We start from the raw sequence: 19,908 nt of genomic DNA, 5'->3' as shown, positions 1-19,908 counted from the left end.
GTTAACCCTTCGGTTCTCCCAAAATGACCATCGAGCCGGTCAGTTCGTCGATCGCTCGAGTGGTGACGTCGCTGACTGCCAATCCGGCAGCCGTGCGCTGCCGGACCGCATGCAGGATCGTTAAGTCAAAGTACTTCGCCTCCTGAACGATGGCTTTAGCAATGTCGTCGTGGACGATGGTTTTAACTTGGGTTGCAGGGTTTGCCGCAGTCTCGAAAAGCTGGACCTCAAATTGGGCAATTTGCCCTGGGGGAATCCTGCGATCGCAGACGTGAAGGAGCGTCACGCTGGCCTCATGGTTTGCGGCCAACAACTGCGCAAACTGAATCATCCGTAAGGCTTGCGGACTCAAACTTTCGATGGGGACTAAAATCTGCTTAAAGGTTGTGGGACTGCTCAGGAGGCGAGCGACGGCGACCGGGCAGTGAGAGGACCAAAATACGCTATTAATCGCGTTACCGAACAAACGCGCCCGGAAGCCAGAGGTCCGACTCCAGCCCATTACAATCAAGCTGGCATTCTCCTCCCGGCTGGCGCGGCTGATCCCGAGGGCTATATCGTCGTCAATGCGGACTTTCGGCGTCACAGCGATGCCAAATTCCCGACCGATGGCAGCCGCGCCTTCCATCATGCGCTGACTTTGAGCCAGTGCCCGATCTAGTTGCGGATTGTCCATGTGGACGGGGGACCGGGCGATCGTCAAGGTCACAATTTTCCCAGACTCGTTACGAGCCAGCAGCGCTGCCATTTCAATCAGATACCGCTGGGTTTGGGGATTGTATAAAGGAACAATGATAGTGAATGGCATCTGCGATCGCGCAGTAATATCGCAGGTTTGACTTTCCCACCAGATGGACGGCTCCAATTCTGCCGAAGGTTGGGGCTGGGGCAGCAAACTCGCAACCCGTGCGGTAATCAGCGGCCCTGCAATGGAAGTCACCACCATCAACACAATGACGCTATTGAGAACATTCTCGTTGACGAGCCTCTCCCCAGCAGGATTGAGGGTTTGGTAGGCAACCAGCGTTGCGGCCAGGGTTGCCGCCACCTGCGGCAGCGATAGCGACCACATCGTCAGTAGTTCGTCTCGGGTATAGCGATAAAGCAGCTTAGCCAATAGCGCCGCTACAAACTTGCTGCCAATGAGTCCTACCACGATGGCCACCGTCAGACCAATAGAACTGAGGGTTTTGATAAAGGCAGGGATGTCAATGAGCAGCCCCATATCCACAAAAAAGCAGGGGATAAACAAAACGCTGCCGACAAACTCCACCTTTTCGCGGCTGGGGCTGCGTCCGAGAACGTCATTCACCGCCAACCCCGCCAAAAACGCCCCCACAATTTTTTCGACCCCGATCGCCTGTGCCCCCACTGATGCCACAAAGAGGGCTAACAAAATAAACAAAAACTGTTTTCCTTCTTGGTCGCCGGAGCGACGGAAAAATTCCTTCCCCGCCCAATCAAAGCCAAATAAGACCGTCGCCGAGTACAGGACTAGCCCGATTAACAGCGAGGCTAGGTTCAAGGCAGTAAACTCCCCCTGATGGATGCCAACGCAGATGGCCAGTACCAGCAACGCTCCAGTATCTGTAAAAATCGTGGCTCCGATGGTCACGGTGACTGCTTCGTTGTTGACAACTCCCAGACGGCTCACAATGGGATAGGCCAACAGAGTATGGGATGCCAAGAGGGAGCCGATCAGCAGCGACGCATTCCAGCTAAACCCAAACATCTGACCGATGGCGATACCCGTTAGAAGGGGAACTAAAAAGGTCAGCAACCCAAAACCAATGGAGCGGTTTCTAGTTTTGCGAAACTGTTCGAGGTCGATCTCCAACCCCGCGACAAACATCAGATAAACTTTACCGACTTCCGAGAGCAGCTTGACCGTCTCCGAGTCATGGCTCAGGAGGCGCAGACCGCTCTGACCGAGGACGACCCCCGCAATCAAAAGACCGATTAAGCCGGGCAACCGCAAGCGCTCGAAAATAGGCGGCACCAGCAAGATGGTCGCAATTAGGATGCTAAAGGCAATGATAGGGCTTTCTAACGTCAATTAGGTCGTTCCCCGTGCTGGCTGGATTCCCCTCGGTAAAGCTCAGTCGATCGACCCAAAAAATCTCGATCGATCTGTCCTGGTTATCCTTCACTGTAGCGAATCGAGCGCTATTGCCCTAAGTACGATCGGGACTAAAACTCTACCTGACTTAACCCACGGTTCTTTGCGTCATTCTGGCCGCTCAGAAAATATCGGTGGTGATGGAGGCGTTTTACCCGTCCCTCCCGCTCAAAAGATTGCAGCATCCGCGTAACGGTTACCCGCGTTGTGCCGATGCTTTCAGCAATCGCCTGATGCGTTAGCCGCAAGTCTAAAACCCACCCTCGCTCTACTTCGCTGCCAAAACGATGGGCCAACCAGATCAAAAGCTCCATCAGACGCATCGATATCGGCCTGCAATGCAAAATGTTCAGCAGCGTTTGAGACTGCTCTAAGTGCGAAGTCGTCGCTTCGTGAAGCGCATTGTAAGGCAGGCGACCGGCGGGGATGCCGCTGAGTATTGCGGGCGTCAGACACTCTAGCTGACATCCTTCGACTGGAGGAACGAGCCGACCTAAAAAATCGCCAGGTCCCCAAATCCCTAGCGTTGCGGCTTGTCCTCCATAGTGCCAAACAACCGTGCGGATAAATCCGCTGTCTATCCGCCATAGCGTATCTGGCAAAATCGGTAGCAGTTCGCCGCGCTGACAGGCGCGATCGCGAATGGGATAGATCGGAGACGGAAGAGCGATCGAAGCTGGGATTTTTGCGCTCAAAGACATTGAATACCTCCGATCTATCGCGATAGGACCTAAAAACAAGGTCAGCGTCCGGTAGCAGACACCGATCCGCGAGCTTAAAATGAGAAAGTAGTTCTCAACATGCCTTGGATAATGGGTTCTCCACTTCCATTTGCCGGATCTGCAATGACAATAACGGCAGGCGTAATGCTGATATTGTCATTGATGGGAAAGCGGTAGAACGCCTCAAAATTGGTTTGCTCTGGTCCTTGCTCTCCCTGAATCACCAAAGGCTGCCCCCCAGCAACCGCAAGTAGAGATCCCGGAATAAAGAGATCTCTCACGCCAGCGCCTGCCATCCAGGTCAAAAAGTAGTCGGCCTGTTTGACATTTGTAAAGGTGGGGTCGATAGAATAGCCAGCTCGACCAAAAACCCCAAAGCGTCCAAAGGTGGCTTCTGCATTCAGCCCTACGACGTTTTGATGCAGGTTAAAAACCGAAGACCGGGTGTACTGAAGGCGCACCGCAATTTTGTTTTTATCTTCTTTGCCAAAGGACTTGGCATATTCCAACTCCGCCGAAGCCTGATAGGGATCGCCCGATAGCCCGCCATTCTCGGGAATGCCATCCCCATCTAGATCGATGTTGCCCGCAGAATTGGTGGCGTTAGATGCCACAAACGCAGCGCGGATGCTAAAGGGCCCCCCTGCAACGTTCCAATCGAACCCCGCCCCCGCGCCTGGCTCCGTCGCAACAATCAGGGGGTTATTGATAAAGAAGCTGGAGCTGAAGTCTTCGGCTTCGTCGTTGGCGTAGCTATTGGCATCGATGAAATCAGCCGCTTCGAGAACGGGACCGACGGTAACGGAGAGGTTTTTGGTAGGTTTAAAGCTATAGGCCAACCGCTGGAGCGTAACATTTGGACCCGCTCCGGCATAATCTACGCCGCTACCGTCCAAGGCAAGGCCAGATCCGCCAACAAAGTCCGTCCCGCCATTCCCCGTTTCGAGCGTGGTTTCGAGCAGGTCGCTGCCGTTGAAACTGGTATTGAAGGAGAGTCGGACGCGAGCGATCGCAGTGGCGCGGCTGTCGGTCCCTGCCGTATTGAGGCGATCGCCATACTGGACGCCAAAGATAGCTTGTCCTTGCAGCTTCGTCGTAGTCGAAAACTGCTGGGCTTCTAAGGTTTTTGTTCGCGCTTCTAACCCGTCAACCCGGCCTTTGAGGGTGGCAAGCTCCGTCTTGAATTCTTCCTGGAGAGCTTGGACCGCAGCGAGATCTTCTTTCGTGGCAAAGCGATCGCCGATCTGGTCCAGACAGGCATTCAGCGCAGCGGCCAGCTCGTAGCGCGTTGCAGCCCGATTGCCACGGAACGTACCGTCGGGATAGCCTGCAATACAGCCATAGCGCTCGACCAAAGACTGTAATGCTTGAAACGCCCAATCCGTCGGCTGCACGTCCGATAGCTGCGAAACGGACGTTACTTGATCGAGGGAATCTGGAGACGGCAATGCATGTACCGGAACAGAAGCAGTTGCAAATCCAAACAAACAAAGACTGCCTGCGGATAAAAGCGTTAATTTCACGATCTCAAAATCCTCACACATCGCTGAACTGAAAACATATCGATGGAATGACTGAGCCATAGATGATCCACTTCTCCCTTCAAAATTCAGGAGAAGCACCTGTAACTCGGTTATTGTAAGTGATAATGATTTTAATTCTCATATTTTGGATTGATTAAACGACGGTAGATCCGAAAGCGTGGGCGTGAGATTGAATATTGTTATTGAATATTTTTCGATCGCGCCCAAATTGACTTAGCCCGTTAGGGTGGATCGACCGGAGGCTCCGAGGGTGACTCCGACACTGGAGGAGGTGGTTCGGGGGCAGGCTCCGGTGCTGGAGGCGGTTCGTAAGCTGGAACTGGCGGTTCGTAAGCTGGGGCTGGGGCTGGAGCGGGTGGTTCTGGAGGCGGTGGCTCATAGGTTGGTGCTGGTGCTGGTGCTGGAGGCTCGTAGGCTGGGGCTGGCGCTGGAGGTGGCGATGCAGGTTCAGCCGCTGGGGCAGGTTTTTCTACAGGTACTGGCGGTGCTTCTCGAACGGATTCAGCTGCCGGGCTGCGGGGTGGGGCTTGCTCAGCCACTGGCCGAGCGCGCTCTTGCTCTCGTCGCTCGCGTTCGGCAGCGAGTCGCTCTTGCTCGGCCTGAATGGCTGCATCCTGCCGTCGGCGCTCAGACTGCTGGCGCTGGAAGTCTGACCCCTCTTGTTCGGAGGTAACGCGAATCTTCGCCTTAAATCCAGTATCTGAGGCTTCATACTTGCGTTTGCGCACCGCTTCTTCTGCTTTGCGATCCACATCGGCATTACCGCTCGAATTCTTGAGACGGACATTTGTAACCTTGCCGCTGGCGTCTACTTCAAAATCAAACCGAGCGGTTCCCTCTGCACCTAGATACTCATCGAGTCCGCAGTTTTTGACGCACTTTGGTTTTTTCTTACTGGACTTCGATGGCGGTTCCGGCCCTTTTGGAGGAGCAGACTTGGCTGCAATGGCTTCTTTCGCAGGGGTGCGATCGCCTCCTTTCTCTTGAGCTTTCCCTAGACCGGATCCATCTCCACTGCCAGTTCCAATGCCTTTGCCAGAGCCAGAGCCGATGCCATCTCCCGTTCCAGACCCTATACCATTTCCCTTACCCTCCCCAGAACCGAGACTGGTTCCTGCTTTTGCAGCTTCGCCGGAGCCAGCTTTAACTGCCTTATCCTGTTTGTCGCCTGACGGCGTCCCTTCAGATATAGGGGTTTGACGTTGAGAAAAGGGACTGAACGGTGGACTGTTCTTAGGCTTAGGAAAACTGGATGGTGCAGGAGATAGACTCGGCGATGGCGTAGGACTTGGAGATGCAACGGGGCTTGGCGATGGCGTAGGACTCGGCGATGCAGTGGGGCTTGGCGATGGCGTAGGACTTGGAGATAGCTTAGGCTCAGGCGTTTCCACTACTTCTGGTTCTTTGGTCGGCTCAGGCGTTGGCGTAGCCTGAGCCACTAATGGAGGCTCGACGGGTATTGCATCCACCGTATCCGGTTCGCTCGCTGCCGTTGGCGCTGGATTGAAAAGAGAAAATTGAGGGCCACCGCCACCCCCACCCCCTTCATCTTCGGTACTGACTTCTGGATCGACCACCGTTAGCTCGATCGAATCCTCCTCTTCTTCAGGGAGGTTGGCGGTTAGAAAATTACCAAGGCTAAGCACAATCCCTGCTGCGGTGTGCAGCATCAGGGACCCAACCAGGCTAAAAGCCAAGAATTTCTTGAGGGCTTTGGTTTCAACCTCTCGCTGTCTCTGCGCTGTAGGGGAAAGGCTCATTCCTATTGCAATTTAATTTCATTTAGATCTAAAACTAGGCCGATCAGAAAAGAATGTCAAGCAATAAATATGCATCTATTGCAGTAGATGTTCTGGCCGGGATCTATTTTAGAACGCTGAAACTCATACTCAAAGGGAGCTTTAAATCCATGAGGCGGGCATCGATAAAGCTATAGAATCTTGAACAGATGTTACTATCTCAATAATATCTTGACATCAGTTCTCATTAAATCTACGCTCAGAGGAAAGATTATTGTCAAATGCCTTGGATGTCCTGCGCCATATCCAAGGCTGAATACAAGGATCGAGCGCTGCACTATTTTCTCTGGCGTTGGAGCACGCAAATGAACCCAAGTAATTTTATAGGGCGGCTATTTTTGCAAGGTGGGGTCGTGATGTGGCCCCTGCTTGTATGTTCTGTACTGGCGATCGCCCTCATTATCGAGCGCGGCGTGTTTTGGTATCGCGTTTATCGTCGGCAGCAGCGCCTTTTGCAAGAAGTGATAAAGCTATACCGACTTGAGCCAACGCTAGTGCCAGCAAAGCTCAAGCAGTATCGCGATGTGCCCATGGCACGCATTTTTTTGTCCGCCGTGGAGTTGGAAGACCCCAATCCTGAAGAGTTTCGGCTGGCGCTTGAAAGCGAAGCGCAGGCTGAAATTCCGTCTCTTAAGCGCTTTAGCAATATTTTTGACACCATTATTGCCCTTTCCCCATTGCTGGGGCTGTTGGGCACTGTGCTAGGGCTGATTAATTCCTTTTCTTCCCTCAACCTTGGCGATGTTGGAGGTACTAGTGCGGCGGGGGTTTCTGCTGGCATTAGCGAAGCGTTGGTTTCTACTGCTTCTGGGCTAGTGGTTGCAATTTTTACGCTCGTGTTTGCCAACATCTTTCGGGGACTGTATCAGCGGCAGATGGCGCTGATACAGGAATATGGCGGACAGATGGAGTTGATCTATCGGCGCAATCGCGATCGCCAGGGGGTGCCCTATGCGTCTGCCCGATGATCCAGAGATTCCAGCGCAAATTAATATTGTGCCGATGATTGACGTGGTCTTTGCGATTCTTACGTTTTTCATTATGTCGAGCTTGTTTCTGTCTCGTACTGAAGGGCTTCCGGTCAATTTGCCTAAGGCGACCACCGCAAAGATTCAGCAGAAGACGAAGGTGATGGTTACGGTCAAGCCGGATGGAGCCATTGCGCTCAACCGCAAGCCCATTCAGTTAATGCAGCTAGAGCCTGCACTGAGGGCGTTGGCAAAACCTCAAGAAAATATGGTGGTAGTGGTGAATGCCGATGAAACGGTAGATCACGGCAAAATCATCGCCATTATGGATCGGGTGCGGCGGGTGAAGGACGCAAAGTTGGCGATCGCCACTCGGCGGCCTTAGTCAAAGTTTTCCGTGGAGCAGCCAAAGCTTTGACGGATGGAAGGCGGGCTAATTCTAGGGGATCGGAAATTAGCAAAAACGTGAAATTTATTATGTTATCAGCGGAGTGAGAAATCAAGATGACTTTTAGCCAAACCAAGATTTGGATGAGTGTGGGTGCCTATGTGTTGGTAGGAACGGCTGCGATCTCCCCTTCAGTGAAGGCTACGGAAGTAAAGCCAGAACCTTCTTTGCGATCGGCAACAGCACAAGTCGATCGACCAATAGGTTTACGCCTAGTTGCAGGTATACCTACTGCTACCCTCGCTCAAGGTGGTGAAAGCGGCGCAGGCGCGAAACCTGAAGATCTCAGCGAGGGGGAAAAAGCAAATGCAGCGTTCCAAGATAAACTGAGCGGTTCCGCGCTCTTGAGTGCCCTTCAGAAAGGAGGACATATTATTTACTTCCGCCACGCTCAAACTGAAAAGGACTATGCTGACCAAGCCGACCCCAACATGAAGCTGGGTAACTGTGAAACCCAGCGAAAACTAAGCGATGTTGGCATCCAGCAGTCTAAAGACATTGGTTCGGCTTTCACGGCAAAGAAGATTCCAGTCGGTGAGGTGATAACCAGTGAATATTGCCGCGCTTGGAAAACTGCGGATTTAGCTTTTGGCAAGCATCAGAAGAATCCAAAGCTCAACTTCTTGCCCTTTGAGGATTACACAGATGCTCAAGTTCAAGAGATGAAAGCCAACGTTATGCCGCTTTTGACCGCAGTGCCTAAAGGGGGCACAAACACGGTTATTGTGGGACATGATGATATTTTTGAAGCTGCGACTGGTATTTATCCAGCTCCGCAGGGAATGGCCTATGTGCTTACGCCTGACGGTAAGGGCAGCTTTATCCTTCAGGCTAATATGCTACCGGAAGATTGGGCAAAGCTATAAGTTGTTCTGCTCCTGACAACACCCTCAGTTTCAGAGTGGATTGAATGCTGCGAAGGGCAGATATCCATTCTGAAACATCAGCTCCAATAAGAATGAGGATCGTGAATTAAATAAATTCAGCGGTTAAAATTGCGGCCACAAGAACAAAATCTGCACTTCGGCCAGCTCAGCGATCGCCTGCACAGGTTGAAATCCACTCTTAGTCCGCGTCGGTGGCCACTGAGCTTGTCGAAGTACGGACATCGTTCTTGTCGGCGCGGTTCTCTTCGAGAAGCCGCTTCGCGTCCCAACCGCCAGCAAAAATTGGGTGTTATTTAATCCACGATCGTAAGGAAATCAGGAACGATCTTACAAACCTGCGATCGCCATGATCTTATGCATCGGAAATATTCTAACCCCTGAAGAACTAGAGCTGATTGTCTCTAAGGTCAAGACTGCTGACTTTATTGATGGTCGAGCGACAGCAGGCTGGCATGCACAGTTGGTGAAACACAACACTCAACTTCCTGCGAGTTCTCCGGTCTTAGCAACTGTGCGCCAAGTAATTGGTGCTGCTCTTGCGCGTCATGGCTTGTTTCAAATGGTAGTGCGTCCCCATACCATTCGCCCCGTCACGCTGAGTCGCTATCAGGTTGGGATGCATTACGGCAGCCACATTGATGATGTCGTGATGCAGAATCCAACGATGCGCTCTGATGTTTCGATGACGATATTTTTGAGCGATCCAGCAATCTATGACGGGGGCGAACTGGTAATCGAAGGGTCTCAGGGGGAGGTAGTTTTTAAACTGCCAGCCGGATCGGCAATTGTATATCCTTCGTCTACGCTGCATCGCGTTGAGGAAGTGACGCGGGGGGAGCGCCTAGCTGCCGTTACTTGGATTCAGAGTTTGGTGCGCGATGCGGGTCAACGGGAAATTTTGTTTGACCTTGATACTGCTCGACAAGCGTTATTCGATGCCTCTGGGAAAACGCCTATCTTTGATTCGATCTCAAAAAGTCATGCTAATTTATTTCGCCAGTGGATGGAACTTTAGCCTCTAAACTCCTCTTGTTTCTGTACAGCTTTTGCTTCTAACAAGGGATCGATGGCAAAACTCATCTCAAACAACAGCTTACAGATCGTCCGAAACAAGATTGCTGGAATAGCTTAATGCGATCGCCCGCAAATCATAAATAAATAGACACTGCGATCGCCCAGCTTTTGCCGTAAGGCATCTCTTTTCCTCATTCGTGTGAGATTCAATTGTGAAAAATTCTCAACTGTTAAAGTCTCTAATTGTAGTAAGTTCGCTATGGTGCTTGGCGATCGAGCCTGTATTGGCAAACGATGGGAAACAAGAAAGGATTAATTCTCAATTAGAAGCTTTAGCTAAACCCTCTATCCGTGCTGCTGATTTACTGGCTCAAGACGCTAATCCTACGGCTGTAAAAATTACAGGGGTCAAGCTCAATCCAACCTCTACTGGGCTTGAAGTGATTTTGGAAACTGCAACGGGAGCAATCCTCAAGCCCGTTAATCGTAATGAAGGCAATACCCTGATTGCCGATATTGATAATGCAGTTTTAGCACTGCCAGAACAATCGGAATTTAAGGCTGAAAACCCTGCGGCTGGGGTGAGTGCTGTTACCGTAACGCAGTTGCTAGATGGGCAGACCGCGCGAGTGACAGTAGTGGGGAGTGAGGCTCTCCCTATAGTGACAGTGAAAGGGAGCGAGGCGACGACGGCGCAGCAGCCAGTGCAGCCTGAACTTGAAGAAGGTGAAGAAGAAATTGTTGCTACAGGCGAGCAAGAGACAGGCTATCGCGTCAGGAATTCGACAACGGGAACCAAGACCGATACGCCTCTACGTGATATTCCACAATCGATTCAGGTCATCCCAAAAGAAGTTTTGCAAGATCGGGCGATTATTCGGATCGGGGATGCGGTTCAAAACGTGAGTGGTGTGAACTACCTGGGTGGATATCAGGGATTTTCAGAACGCTTTAGCGTACGAGGGTTTCAGAACTTTTTCAATATCTTCCGCGACGGTATTCGGGTCGATGGCTATACGTCTTACCTCGAAACGACCGATCTAGAGCGAATTGAAGTTCTTAAAGGACCTGCTTCTGTGCTGTTTGGAGATGCAGAACCAGGCGGCATTATTAACCTAGTTTCAAAACTGCCTTTAAGAGATCCATTCTATAGAGCAGAAGCCACATTCGGCTCCTACAGCACATATCAAGGTTCCCTCGATTTGTCTGGCCCACTTAATTCCAATAAGTCAGCGCTCTATCGATTTAATGGTTATTACGAAAATTCTGGCAGCTTCCGTGATTTTGTAGAGGCCGAGCGATTATTCCTTGCCCCTAAACTCAAATTTGCTTTAGGCGAAAAGACATTCTTGACCCTCGATTTAACCTGGACTAATGAAACTCGTACCCCTGACGATGGCATTCCTGCGATCGGCAATCGTCCCGCCAATCTACCCCGTAACCGCTTCTTAGGTGAGCCTTTCCAAAATATCAAAAGTAATGTTTTTAGCGCAGGATATCTTTTAGAACACCAGTTTAACGATCGGTGGTCAATCAATAATATATTTCGGGCACAGTTGGTTAATTTAGAACGCTACTTTCCCCTATTTGATTCTCTTGACGAAACCACTGGAGAGCTAGGTCGATTACGCTATTTTTCTGAGCGGCAAGATAATGCATTTTCGAGCCAAACTAACCTAATTGGAAAGTTTTCAACCGGAAAGATTAAGCATAAGCTACTTCTAGGTTTTGAATATACTAAGATTACCGAAGATGGAACCTTTGGTGATTTTGAACCCTATGACTCCATCAATATCTTTAACCCGACTTACGATGGTTCGGAGTATCCGAAGAAAGCCAGCGAAACCTTCTTTCGAGACGATAGTGTTGACAAGTATGGATTTTATATTCAAGACCAGATTGAAATTCTGCCTAACCTAAAGCTTTTGGCAGGAGGACGATTTGATATTTTTCGCCAAACTCGTACAGAACAAGACTTAGGTCAGCCAAAACTAGAATTTAAGCAGACTGATAACCGCTTTAGCCCTCGATTTGGGATTGTGTATCAGCCGATCGATGCAGTATCGCTCTATGCTTCCTATACCACTTCTTTCGCACCCAGTTTTGGAACATCTCGTAATGGAAACCTCTCACCCTTCAAGCCCGAAACAGGCCGCCAATTTGAAGTGGGCGTTAAGGCCGACCTACTTAAAAATCTCAGCGCAACCTTAGCTGTATACGATCTCCGCAAGCAAAATATTGTTGTAGACGATCCTAATTCTGCTGACCCGAACGACTCTATTCAGGTTGGAGAGCAGGCCAGTCAAGGAATTGAGTTTGACCTTGCAGGAGAGATTTTGCCCGGTTGGAAAATCATTGCATCCTATGGCTATACCAATGCGTTTATCAGCAAAGATACAACGGGCTTTGAAGGGCAACAGAAAGATAATGTTCCAAAACATACTGCTAGCCTCTGGAGCAGTTACGAAATTCAGAAGGGAAGTTTGCGAGGTCTGGGATTTGGACTGGGCGTCTTTTTCGTAGGCGATCGCTTTGGCGATCTGGACAATAGCTATGTACTTCCTGGCTACGTTCGCACCGATGCAGCGCTGTTTTATAAGCGGGATAACTGGCGAGTGGGTCTAAATGTACGAAATCTCTTTGGCCAGCGCTATTTTACCGGATCGGATGGTGGACGATTAAGCATCACAGTTGGTGAACCAATAACAGTGATCGGCAGTATTGGCGTGGAATTTTGAGTAAGTTCTACTTAAATAAATTTTCAGTCTATTGTTCAGGAGTGATTGAACTATGACACCTACTAAACCTCGTAATTTAATATTCCAACTACATCGCTACCTTGGGTTAATGGTTGGTCTAATTTTAGCGATCGTAGGTCTGACGGGAAGTTTACTGGTTTTTGTCCCAGAACTGGATGCTCAAATTGTCCAAATGCGCTTTGGTAATGTTGCGCCTCAAAACGAAAAAGTTCCCGTCGAGCAAATTGTCGAGACGGTGAAGACAACCTACTCTAATCATCCTGATTGGAAAGTGGGTCAAGTACAAATGCTTCCTCATCTGCCTTACTATACCGTTCGCCTCAATCGACCCGATAAAACCCAGTGGGAAGTCTTTGTGAATCCTTATACGGGGAAAGTCATGGGCGATCGCCAACGAGAAACTGCCTTCTTTAGCCGCATCTACTCACTGCACTATGCCCTTCTGGCTGGAGAAATTGGCACCATTATCGTCGGAATTGCTGCGCTGCTACTCTTCATCTTGAGCATCACTGGGATTGTGCTGTGGCCGGGATGGAGAAAGCTTATCTCCGGCTTCAAAATTAAATGGGACGCGCATCCAAAGCGATTGAACTATGACCTCCATAAAGTGTCAGGCATTATCACCGCTGCCTTTCTCGCCGTCATCGCCTTTACAGGGTTTTGCTGGAACTTTTATGACCAAGCCACTCCCATTATTTACGCGGCAACCTTGACCCCTAAACCCCCAGAGGTAAAATCTACCGTCGTGAAAGATCGAGCTCCTCTTGCCCTCGGCGAAGCCCTGCGCCAGTCGGATCTTTCTTTGCCAGGGGCAGTTACTACATTTATTACCTTGCCTACCGCACCTGATGAAGTATTTCATTTTTTCAAAAAGGTGCCAGGAGATTCAGAAGACTTCAACAGCTCGGTGGAAGTGGATCGATACAGTGGCAAGGTTTTAGCGGTACAGGATAGTCGGGTCGCAAAACTAGGCGATCGCGTTCTCAATTCCTTCACGCCACTCCACTACGGCACCTTTGGCGGCGTTCCAACCCGTATTCTCTACCTATTTGTGGGGTTAGCACCCACGGTTCTTTTGGTCACTGGATTTGTAATGTGGCGATATCGGCGGCGCGGAAAGAAAGTGGTGTTAGGCACTATGCCTGAGCCTGCCTTGGCAAGACGTGAGTAACAGGATTAATGAACTGACGACGTAGGCGATCGCTCGGAGCAAAGCGAGAATTGGCGATCGCCCAAGCTCAGACCCTGCAAAAAACCAGCGTTCGATAAATTTCTTTGACAAGTTTTACGTTTAGTGTGAGGCCTCATTGTGAAGAAAGTTCAGATTTTTGGTGCATTATGCATTACCGGAACGGTATCTATGCTGGTATTCGGGCCAGCCCAAGCCTCCGAAACACCCAGCACGCAAGCATCTGACTTACTGGCTCAAGGCGCTGAATCAACCCATCCCATCAATATTACGGGGGTGCGGCTCAACCCAACCGAGACTGGGGTTGAAGTCATTCTGCAAACGGCTCAAGGTGAAACCCTTCAGCCCGAAGCGCGCACCAACAGTAATACGACCTTCTTTTCTGAAATTCCCAATGCAATACTATCGCTGCCCGACGGTCGGGGTTTCCGAGCAGAAAACCCCGTACCAGGCATTAAAAGCGTTTCAGTTACTCAGCTGGAGGGATCTATTATTCAGATCCAGGCTGTTGGCGAAACTACCCTGCCAATTGTGAGCGTTAAGGCTGAGCAAAGCCCTACCGTTGCTGATGCCGACGCAACGGAGGGAGAAGAAGAAGTTATAGTGACGGGCGATCGCACTCCTAGCTATCGCGTACCTAATTCTTCCACTGCGACCGGAACCGATACACCTATTCTGGAAACGCCTTTTTCCGTGCAGGTTGTCCCAAAAGAAGTAATCCGCGATCAGCAAGCAACTCGCATCGAAGAAGTACTCAGTAATGTTAGCAGCGTTAATACCCTGGGTACCGATGGAGGACGCGACGCAAACTTTAATATTCGTGGCTTTGGGAGTCGGTTTGGCAGTCGCGCGCCACTGCTCAGAGATGGTTTTCGGCAATACGACCAGTTTCAGGGGATTCCAGAAATCGGCAATTTAGAACAAATTGAAGTTCTCAAAGGGCCATCTTCTATTTTGTATGGACAGATTGAACCGGGTGGCATTATCAATCTCGTTCCCAAAAAACCTCTGTCGGAACCATTCTATGAAATAGAGCTTCAGGCTGGAAACCGGGACTTTGTCAGACCTCGGATCGATCTCAGCGGACCGCTCACCTCAGACGGCGATCTACTGTATCGCTTAAGTGCTCTCTATAAGCATGAAGATAACTTTCGTGGCTTTGACAATGCCACTGACCGCATTGCGATCGCCCCCTCAGTAACCTGGAAAATCAGCGATCGCACCAAGGCTGAATTTTCGTTGGAATACATCTATAATCGAGGACCTGCCGACTTTGGCCTGACAGCCTTCGGGAATGGAGTGGCTCCCGTCCCTAGAGATCGGGTCATCAACAATCCAGATGACACTATTACGACCAATTTTCTAAGTTTAGGGTATAACTTTGAACATCAATTTAACGATCGCTGGAAGATTCGCAATGGCTTCCGCTATCTTTTCTATGACTATAACTATAGCGTTGTAGCGCTTCCCTTTATCGTCGAAGATGCAAATGTTACTCGCTTTTATGCGGATCAGGAAAATAAATCAAATTCCTACTCGCTTTATACCAATGCTGTCGGTAAATTTGAGACAGGTTCCGTCAAACATACCCTAACTGTAGGCGTCGATCTAAACCGAACGGATGGTAGCTCTATCACCTTATTTGATGCTAACAATCCATCTACCATCAATATCTTTGACCCAGACTATAATGCAGTGCCCAAACCACCCAAATCTACTTTGCCTCTTTTTGAGAATACCATTACTACCTCAGACAGACTGGGTGTTTACATACAAGATCGAATTAAGCTGCTAGATAATCTCACTTTGGTCGCAGGGGTTCGCTATGACACCATTACTCAAAAAACCATAAATACTACCGATACAGATTTTGTAGACGCAGGGGAGTCCACTCAAACAGACAGTGCCTTTACCCCGCGCATTGGCATTCTTTATCAACCGATTAAAGAACTCTCTCTTTTTGCTAACTACTCTCAATCTTTTAACCCCAACACAGAAAACACTACAGTAACTGGCGCGCCACTACCACCAGAGAGAGGACAGGGCTTCGATCTGGGTGTTAAAGCAGAACTCTTCGATCGGAAGTTATTGGCAACATTAACCTACTTTAATATCACCAAAAATAACGTTGGTGTTGTAGACCCAAACTTTCCACTTTTCTCAACTACGATTGGACAGGAACAAAGCCAGGGCATTGAGTTAGATGTTGCTGGCGAGATTTTGCCTGGTTGGAAGGTTATTGGTTCCTATGCCTACACTGACGCAAAGGTCTCAAAAGACACCAACCTAGACAATATTGGGAATCGTTTTGTTGGGGTGCCCCTACATTCGGCCAGCCTCTGGACAACCTATGAAATCCAGAAAGGCCCATTAAAGGGGCTTGGGTTTGGTGCTGGGCTGAAGTACGTGGGCGATCGCGCAGGGGATGTAGAGAACACCTACACGGTTGGAGATTACCTCATTGGCAACGCAGCTATTTTCTACAATCGCGACAGATATCGCTTTGCGCTGAACTTCAAGAATATTTCAAATGCTTATTATATTGAGTCCAGTACTGGCAATGAAGGTGGCATTGAACCGGGTGCTCCTTTTACAGTCATTGGCTCGTTTTCGGTGAAGTTTTAGGTATTAGTGAATTTCTTCACGCTTGTTGTTGTTAACCTACTCTGTTGAAAGAAAAAACATGAAAAATATTCTACGCGTGTCTTTGATTGCGATCGGTGGTGCGATCGCCGTTGCCTGCCAATCCACACCATTCACTACAAACAATACTTCCAGTCCATCTCCTACCCTTGAAGCCCAAAAGCCTGACGCAAACTTTGATGAGACGATGTATCTCTTTGCCAATCCAGATGTTAAGCAGTTAATTGAGCAGGGAAGGTACAAATCTGGGCTAGATCACTACACCCAAGTTGGACAGACTGCCAAGAAGCCCGATGGCGAAGATTATGAAAGCTTTTTTACTGGAACTAACGGCAGCGATACCGTCCAAAGCTTTGGCAAAGGAAAACATGCCCATCTTTCAGGCGTTGCCTTTGAAATTGTCGATCAACCTAAAGATCCGCTGCCGCTACGCCCCAAAAGCTTCGGCAAAGGCGAAAAGGATACTTTGGTCGGCACCCAAGAGGGCGGTAATGAGTTTGTTTTAGGCAGCTTTATTACTTCCGTCAACCCCAAAGCAGAACCTTTCTATGTGGGCAAGGGGGATGATGACTACGCTCAAGTGCAAAACTTCACTCCGACCAATGATGTATTGCTACTGACCGGAATCCCCAACCAGTACAAGTTTGAAGCGGCAGACAGCAATCTACGAATTTTAACGACCCAGGGCGATCTGGTGGCGGTCATTGAAGGTATCGACAAACTTGTGGTGGGCGATCGGTTCAAGGAGCTTGGAGTGTTCACGATGATGTCACCTCAGTTCGAGAAGGGTAAATCATGAGGTTGAAGCGGTTTGTCTCCAATCGCCCAATTCAGATTCATGAATGGGCGAGAGTGTGGACTTTTGGCGCGCAGCTTAGCGATCGTGCGCTCCAAATTCGTCCCTATTTACACCTAACATAGGTAAATTTTGCATCATCAGGATTGTCAAAACTTAATTCATTACCCTTCCACTCTCCCCTATACTTCAAGCGAGTCAGCTCATAGACCCCAATCGTCTCTCCGCCCATATTAGGGCCATCCCCAATAACCACCGTATTGCGTTCGGGATAGCGAACATAAATTCCTTGATAAACATTTTTCCATTGAGAATTCTTTTTCTGTGCCCAAATATATTTATTCCCAGGCTGCCTATAAATAAATCTCTGCCGATCGCATTGCCCAGGCTTACTCCATTCGCCAGCCAATAAATCATAGTCAATCTTTGCTTCACGAGCATTGGCAAATTGTGGCAACAGAAAAACCAACAGAGAAGAAATTAAAAAATAAACGAGCTTTCTCCTCAATAAGTAGTGAAAGAGTTTCATATCATGTTTTTGCTTTATAGATTAAAGTAATATACTTTTGCACTTCGAAGCTGCAACAATAGGGACTAAACGGCCTGCATTTTAAAAGTAATTTTAGCCTGTCTCAGCCGACTCAACGCCTCTTCCAGCCGATCGCAGTCTGCAATCAAGCTAATGCGCATGTAGCCTTCGCCACCAGAGCCAAATGCATTGCCAGGCGTCACCACAATGCCCGTTTCTTGGAGTAGCTTGAGGGCAAAATCCGTCGAACTGCTGCCCTCAGGACAGGGCACCCAGAGGTACATCGTGGCCTTGGTTTTAGGAATGCTCCAGCCCAGTTCTTCCAATCCCCGGATCAGGAAATCGCGGCGATCGCAGTAGCGTTTCTGCACCATTTTTAAATGGCTGTCCGGTAAATTCAGCGCCGTCTCCGCAGCGGTTTGGAGTACCGAAAAAATACCGTAATCCAAGTTTGTTTTGAGGGTGCGCAGCCCCTGGATAATATCGCGGTTGCCCACCACAAACCCCACGCGCCAACCCGCCATATTGTAGGTTTTAGACATGGTGTGGAACTCCACCCCGATGTCCTTGCCGCCTGGAATTTCCAACAGGCTCACGGGCTGGTAGCCGTCAAAGGCCAGCTCCGCGTAGCATAGATCGTGGACTAGCAAAATTTCGTACTTTTTAGCAAACTTCACCATCTCCACGTAAAAGTCGCGGGGGGCTACTGCTGCCGTGGGATTGGAGGGATAGTTAAAGTACAGAATTTTGGCCCGTCGCGCCACATCTTCAGGAATTTTAGAAAGGTCGATCAGCCAGTCGTTTGCCGCCGTCAGCAACATCGGGTGGAGGTCGGCTCCGGCGATCGCCGGTCCCCGAAAGTGTGGCGGATAGGCTGGATTCGGCACCAGCACCACGTCCCCAGGGTTGATGTAGGCCAGGGCCAAGTGGGTCAACCCTTCCTTAGAGCCTAAGAGCGGCAAAGCTTCGCCATCGGGGTCCAGCTCCACCTGGTAGCGACGGTTGTACCAATCGGTAATGGTTTTACGAAAGCTAGCGGTACCCTCAAAGGGCGGATAGCCGTGGTTACTGGGGATTTCCATCGCGGCGATCGCCGCCTCGATCACTTCCCGCGGTGCGGATCCATCGGGATTGCCCATGCCGAGGTCGATCAAATCGATCCCTTGGGCGCGAGCGCTGGCCTTTAGCTCGTCCAGGCGCGCAAATACGTAGGGAGGGAGCGCCTTGAGGCGTTCTGCGGGACTAATCCAATCTAACGTCATTCCTCTAATTCTCGTTGGCGGCAAGGGGAGGGAAGGGCAACCATTTGCTCTAAAGGAGAGCCGAGATGGGTGGGTGCGGTGGTAGACACCATCGCTGCCAGCAATTCGGCAGGCGATACCGCAAAGGGCAAATGGTGCAAATCCGATCCAGGGGCGCAAGCCACCTGAGCGGCTCGCTCTAAAGCAGCAAGCGAAACACCCCCCAATCCTAAATCCGCCAATGTCAGCGGCAAGCCAATCTCTTGGTAAAACTTAGTCAGCTGCTGCCGCGCCGCAACCGCCAATTGGCTGCCTTGCAGCATCTCTTCTAACCGAAGCTGCACCAAAATACCGTAGGCCACCTTTTCGCCGTGGAGGCTGGTATGATTTTCGTCGACATGTGTCAGTCCGTTGTGAACGGCATGGGCCGCTACCGTCCGACACTGGGCACCCCCAATGCCCCCGATGACCCCAGCCATGAGCACCGTGGCATCGATCGCTTCTTGCCATGCTGCGGAACCCGGCTGGGCGATCGCTTCGACTGACTTTTGCAATAAAATATCCCGCAGCACTCGCGCCTGCTGCACGGCTGCGATAATCATCGTCTGCTGGGAATGACCGCTGCTCACAGAAGCTTCGTACCATTTCGCTAAGGCATCCCCAATACCGGCAATGAGGGTGCGAACGGGAGCTGTAGCAATGATGTCGTAATCCAGCAGCAATACGTTGGGACACTGCGGCAATCCCACATCGTACTGAAAGGCTCCAGCCTCTGTATAGACATTCGACAAAGCCGTCCAAGCCGCACAGGTTGCGGCTGAGGTTGGAACCGTCACGATAGGCAAGCCGCACTGATGGGCCAGCAGCTTTGCGGCATCCAGCACTTTACCGCCGCCCACACCAACCACAACATCCGCCTGATGGGCGATCGCTGCCTGTTTGAGACGCTTGAGGCTTTTTTCGGTGCAGGCATTTTTGCAAGCGACTTCGCTACTGACGAGGGACTGCTGCTCTAGTGCCGCTAGCAGAGCGGGACGCACCGCCTCTAGCGATCGCTCACCCCCGACAATCAGCGGTCGAGTGCCAAGGCGAGCCACAATCGGGCCAGCTTGCTGCAGGAGCTGAGCGCCTCGGAAAACTCGGGCAGGGGCGATCGCGAGGACAGCAGGCGAAGCGACCGAATCGGTTGAAGTAATGTAGGACATTTAAGTATCGTAAACGTTCTAGTCACAACAGAGCAATAGAATCGA

At 50.3% G+C, this 19,908-nt stretch carries 15 protein-coding genes; 8 read left to right on the top strand and 7 right to left on the bottom strand.

Annotation, left to right across the window (positions count from 1 at the left end; genetic code table 11):
• Position 1 precedes the first annotated feature (1 nt).
• The 4 genes from R6H26_RS16100 to R6H26_RS16085 form a co-directional block, all read right to left on the bottom strand.
• Positions 2-2,056 (bottom strand): cation:proton antiporter, encoded by a 2,055-nt coding sequence (locus R6H26_RS16100; RefSeq protein WP_404783712.1) that lies wholly within the window; start codon positions 2,054-2,056, stop codon positions 2-4.
• A 134-nt stretch (positions 2,057-2,190) separates the two neighbouring features.
• Complete coding sequence (locus R6H26_RS16095; RefSeq protein WP_404783711.1) at positions 2,191-2,820, bottom strand: Crp/Fnr family transcriptional regulator; 630 nt, start codon at positions 2,818-2,820, stop codon at positions 2,191-2,193.
• A 74-nt stretch (positions 2,821-2,894) separates the two neighbouring features.
• Positions 2,895-4,364 (bottom strand): iron uptake porin, encoded by a 1,470-nt coding sequence (locus tag R6H26_RS16090; protein ID WP_404783709.1) that lies wholly within the window; start codon positions 4,362-4,364, stop codon positions 2,895-2,897.
• A gap of 242 nt (positions 4,365-4,606) precedes the next feature.
• Positions 4,607-6,145 carry an energy transducer TonB gene (locus tag R6H26_RS16085; RefSeq protein ID WP_404783707.1) on the bottom strand — a complete coding sequence of 513 codons (1,539 nt, stop codon included), beginning with the start codon at positions 6,143-6,145 and terminating at the stop codon, positions 4,607-4,609.
• Between the two features lie 377 nt (positions 6,146-6,522).
• On the opposite strand from R6H26_RS16085, the gene R6H26_RS16080 reads away from it, so the two are divergent.
• The 8 genes from R6H26_RS16080 to R6H26_RS16045 all read left to right on the top strand — a co-directional run bounded on the left by R6H26_RS16080 (position 6,523) and on the right by R6H26_RS16045 (position 16,891).
• Positions 6,523-7,152 carry a MotA/TolQ/ExbB proton channel family protein gene (locus R6H26_RS16080; RefSeq protein ID WP_404791349.1) on the top strand — a complete coding sequence of 210 codons (630 nt, stop codon included), beginning with the start codon at positions 6,523-6,525 and terminating at the stop codon, positions 7,150-7,152.
• Complete coding sequence (locus tag R6H26_RS16075; RefSeq protein ID WP_404783706.1) at positions 7,136-7,537, top strand: ExbD/TolR family protein; 402 nt, start codon at positions 7,136-7,138, stop codon at positions 7,535-7,537. The genes R6H26_RS16080 and R6H26_RS16075 overlap by 17 nt, the downstream gene beginning before the upstream one ends.
• 119 nt (positions 7,538-7,656) lie before the next feature.
• A complete protein-coding gene (locus tag R6H26_RS16070) occupies positions 7,657-8,466 on the top strand; it encodes a histidine phosphatase family protein (RefSeq protein ID WP_404783704.1) in 810 nt (269 codons plus the stop codon).
• 367 nt (positions 8,467-8,833) lie between these two features.
• Positions 8,834-9,502 (top strand): Fe2+-dependent dioxygenase, encoded by a 669-nt coding sequence (locus tag R6H26_RS16065; protein WP_404783703.1) that lies wholly within the window; start codon positions 8,834-8,836, stop codon positions 9,500-9,502.
• A gap of 211 nt (positions 9,503-9,713) precedes the next feature.
• Entirely contained in the window at positions 9,714-12,239 is a 2,526-nt protein-coding gene (locus R6H26_RS16060) for a TonB-dependent siderophore receptor (protein ID WP_404783701.1), read from the top strand.
• Between the two features lie 52 nt (positions 12,240-12,291).
• A complete protein-coding gene (locus R6H26_RS16055) occupies positions 12,292-13,431 on the top strand; it encodes a PepSY-associated TM helix domain-containing protein (RefSeq protein WP_404783699.1) in 1,140 nt (379 codons plus the stop codon).
• 138 nt (positions 13,432-13,569) lie between these two features.
• A complete protein-coding gene (locus tag R6H26_RS16050; protein WP_404783697.1) occupies positions 13,570-16,074 on the top strand; it encodes a TonB-dependent siderophore receptor in 2,505 nt (834 codons plus the stop codon).
• A 58-nt stretch (positions 16,075-16,132) separates the two neighbouring features.
• The gene (locus tag R6H26_RS16045) at positions 16,133-16,891 is read left to right on the top strand and encodes a hypothetical protein (RefSeq protein ID WP_404783696.1); all 759 of its coding nucleotides are present in this window, start codon (positions 16,133-16,135) and stop codon (positions 16,889-16,891) included.
• 103 nt (positions 16,892-16,994) lie between these two features.
• Here R6H26_RS16045 and R6H26_RS16040 read toward each other — a convergent pair whose 3' ends face one another.
• The 3 genes from R6H26_RS16040 to R6H26_RS16030 all read right to left on the bottom strand — a co-directional run bounded on the left by R6H26_RS16040 (position 16,995) and on the right by R6H26_RS16030 (position 19,863).
• Positions 16,995-17,417 carry a hypothetical protein gene (locus tag R6H26_RS16040; RefSeq protein ID WP_404783694.1) on the bottom strand — a complete coding sequence of 141 codons (423 nt, stop codon included), beginning with the start codon at positions 17,415-17,417 and terminating at the stop codon, positions 16,995-16,997.
• A gap of 65 nt (positions 17,418-17,482) precedes the next feature.
• Positions 17,483-18,679 carry an aspartate aminotransferase gene (locus R6H26_RS16035; protein ID WP_404783693.1) on the bottom strand — a complete coding sequence of 399 codons (1,197 nt, stop codon included), beginning with the start codon at positions 18,677-18,679 and terminating at the stop codon, positions 17,483-17,485.
• The gene (locus R6H26_RS16030; protein ID WP_404783691.1) at positions 18,676-19,863 is read right to left on the bottom strand and encodes an iron-containing alcohol dehydrogenase family protein; all 1,188 of its coding nucleotides are present in this window, start codon (positions 19,861-19,863) and stop codon (positions 18,676-18,678) included. The genes R6H26_RS16035 and R6H26_RS16030 overlap by 4 nt, the downstream gene beginning before the upstream one ends.
• Positions 19,864-19,908 lie beyond the last annotated feature (45 nt).

It is taken from the genome of Altericista sp. CCNU0014 (assembly GCF_044923475.1).
Lineage (GTDB): Bacteria > Cyanobacteriota > Cyanobacteriia > Thermosynechococcales > Thermosynechococcaceae > JAAURS01.
Note: the sequence above shows the minus strand (reverse complement) of the source record. Positions and strands in the feature narration are given on the sequence as shown.